General features: G+C 32.0%; 1 protein-coding gene. It reads left to right on the forward strand.

Annotated features, from left to right (window positions below; all coding sequences use genetic code 11):
- The first annotated feature begins 379 nt into the window (after positions 1 to 379).
- The gene (locus BMX10_RS17600) at positions 380 to 2,866 is read left to right on the forward strand and encodes an MASE3 domain-containing protein (RefSeq protein WP_090447091.1); all 2,487 of its coding nucleotides are present in this window, start codon (positions 380 to 382) and stop codon (positions 2,864 to 2,866) included.
- The last annotated feature ends 293 nt before the right edge of the window (positions 2,867 to 3,159 follow it).

Genomic DNA, 3,159 nt, shown 5'->3' on the forward strand with positions numbered 1-3,159 from the left:
AACTCCCCAGCCTCTGTCATAACATCCTGTAATCTGTCCAACCCTTCCTCTGTTAATACTGGATTTGGTGTCCAAGCGTCGATAGAACGGTATCTGTCTACAACATTAACCAATATATCTAAGAAAAATATACTGTATAGCAATTTTTTAAAAGGATTTATTACAAAAATGCAGAATATAGGTAAATGTACTTAATTGATAAAAAATAAACAATAGAGTTAGCAGAGAGTATATTAATTTCTTAAGGATAAATTAGAGTAATTTATATTATATAATGAAGCAAACCATTGTAACATAATTTTTATATTATGAAAGGATAAATTTCATGATTATAATTAATCGATATCATTTTATTGATACAATTTTAGGAGGACTTTAGATGATTGGAGAATTGATAAATAAAAGAGTTCAAGTACTTATCTACGCATTATGCATAGGACTTTTTTTTTATATTGGAGGATACATTAGCAAGAGAAACTTATTATTGTTTCATACACTAGCGGAGCTGTTTGCTATCTTTGTTGCTGTTGGTATTGTATTTATATCTATTAATGCCTATAAGGTTGGTGCCAGTCAAATTAGTTTTTTTATAGGTATAGGCTATGGTTTTGTCATTGTTTTTGATCTTCTTCATACCTTTGCTTTTGAAGGGCTAGCTATTCTTTCTTCTGCTAACACAAACATCTGCACTCAACTATGGATTGTAGCACGATACTATGAAGCTTTTACAATGCTTATTGTAACTATTCTTTTTTCTGGAAGCAAAAAATTATCCACTAAACTTTTAGCAGGTATCTATTCGATAGCTGGATTAGCTGCCTTCATGAGTATCTTCATTTGGGGAAATTTTCCTGTATTTTTTGAACCGGATAGTGGTACTACTCTAGTGAAAGCTTTGCATGAGGTAATCTTAATAGGAATTTTCATAACATCTACTTTCTTGTTAGTGAAAAACAGACAATATATAGTTTGGCAGGAGTACTTAAACTTATTACTTTCTCTTATCACAACAATTATTTCAGAAACCCTGTTTCTAAGTTTTACGGAGGTAAATAACCCTGCTTTTGTAATAGGTCATATCTTAAAAGTTTTTTCCTTTTATTTTTTATATAAAGCCTTTATTGATAGGGAACTACAAAAACCCTATTATAAGCTGAGGGAATTAAATCTACAATTGGAGCTTAAATCTAAAAGTTTAGATAGTGCCAATACTGTTCTACACGAAGAAATAAATAGAAGAAAGGGTTTAGAATTAGATTTAATTGAGAAAGAAAACATATTAAAGGCTATTCTAGATTCATCCGAATGTGGTATTTGTGTGACAAACCAAGATTCAAAGTTTGTTTACAAGAACAACAAGCTAAATGAAATATGGGGAATACCACCTGAATTAGAGGATGAAGAAGATGCTTTTATATTAGCAGATTATCTTAAAGCACGAGTTATTGAGTCAGAAGATATGTTGCCTAAAATCCATAAGATTATTGATAGTTACTGTTCTCATATAGACTATATGTATTTTAAAGATGGGAAAATTCTTGAACGATCTTTCTCGCCTTTAAATATAAATGAAGAAAATCGAGGAAAAGTATGGTTTTTCAAAGATGTTACTTTGAAAATTCAGGCAGAAGAAGCTATTAGAAGAAGTGAAGAAAGATTCAGAAGCTTAGTAGATATCCTTCCAGATGGCGTTTTTCTTCATGATAACTTTAAAATCGTCTATTCCAATGCGTCAAGTGCAGAACTTCTCGGGATTGAAAAAGCATCTAAACTCATAGGTAAAGACTTACTTAATTTTATTCACAAAAACTATCATAATGTTGTGAAGGATATAATCTCCCGTGAAATAAAGGGAGAGAGAAGTAAAACTTTCTTAGAACTAAAAGCCCTAAAGAGTACAGGAGCAGAGATAGACATAGAAGCAACTTCTACTATATATTTTGAAGACAACAGGCCAATGTTTATAACAGTTTTACGAGATATTTCAGAACGAATGGAAACCCAAAAATTACAACAAAAGGTGAATGAACATGAATTTATGAGGAAAAAAGCAGAAGAACTGGATAGACTGAAAACTGATTTTTTTTCGAATATATCACATGAACTAAAAACTCCGTTAAATATTATATTAGGTACAATTCAATTGATCAGTGTTACTCGCCTAAAGAATGAAGATTTTTCTTTGAAAGACAATAAATCTTTAGATAGATATATAGCTACCATGAAGCAGAATTGTTACAGACTACTAAGACTAATTAATAACCTTATTGACATTACTAAACTAGACTCTGATTATATGCAGTTGCAATTTAGCAACAATAATATCGTTAGTATAGTGGAGAATATCACCTTATCTATAAGCACCTACGCAAATACTAAAGGAATTAGCTTAGTATTTGATACAGAATCAGAAGAAATAATTACTGCTTTCGATCCTGATCAAATAGAAAGAATCATGCTAAATCTGCTTTCTAATGCCATTAAATTTACAGGTAGTGGTGGCATTGTTGAGGTCAGTATAATTAGCGATGAAGAGAGTATTTTTATATCTGTTAAAGATACAGGTGTAGGCATTCCTGAAGATATGCTTGCGGAGGTTTTTAGCCGTTTTAAGAGGGTAGATGACTTGCTAACTAGGAGAGCTGAGGGAAGTGGGATTGGACTATCCTTAGTGGAGGCTTTAGTGGAAGCACATGGAGGGGTAATCTCTGCTAAAAGCAAGGTTGGTCATGGCTCAGAGTTTGTCATTCAACTACCCATTCGGTTAGTAGATGGAGAACAGCTAGCTAAGGATGAAATTGCTTCTACAGAATACAATATAGAAAAAATAAAAATTGAGTTCTCTGATATCTATAGTATTGATTGACAAAGAACATAATTTTAAAATACAAATTAAGATTTGGACATTTAATATCTTAAGGAATCTAATAAATGTTCATATAATCCAAATGATCCACCTATGATAAAAATAGGTGGATCATTTTTTTGAAAACCATTATTGGATCGTTGCCATAGCAGCTTCAGCAAATTCTGTTACAACAATTGCATCATAAGGTACTCTTTCGCTTAACTCCCCAGCCTCTGTCATAACATCCTGTAATCTGTCCAACCCTTCCTCTGTTAATACTGGATTTGGTGTCCAAGCGTCGATAGAACGGT

It is taken from the genome of Natronincola peptidivorans (assembly GCF_900111615.1).
In the GTDB taxonomy this organism is placed as follows: Bacteria; Bacillota; Clostridia; order Peptostreptococcales; family Natronincolaceae; genus Natronincola_A; species Natronincola_A peptidivorans.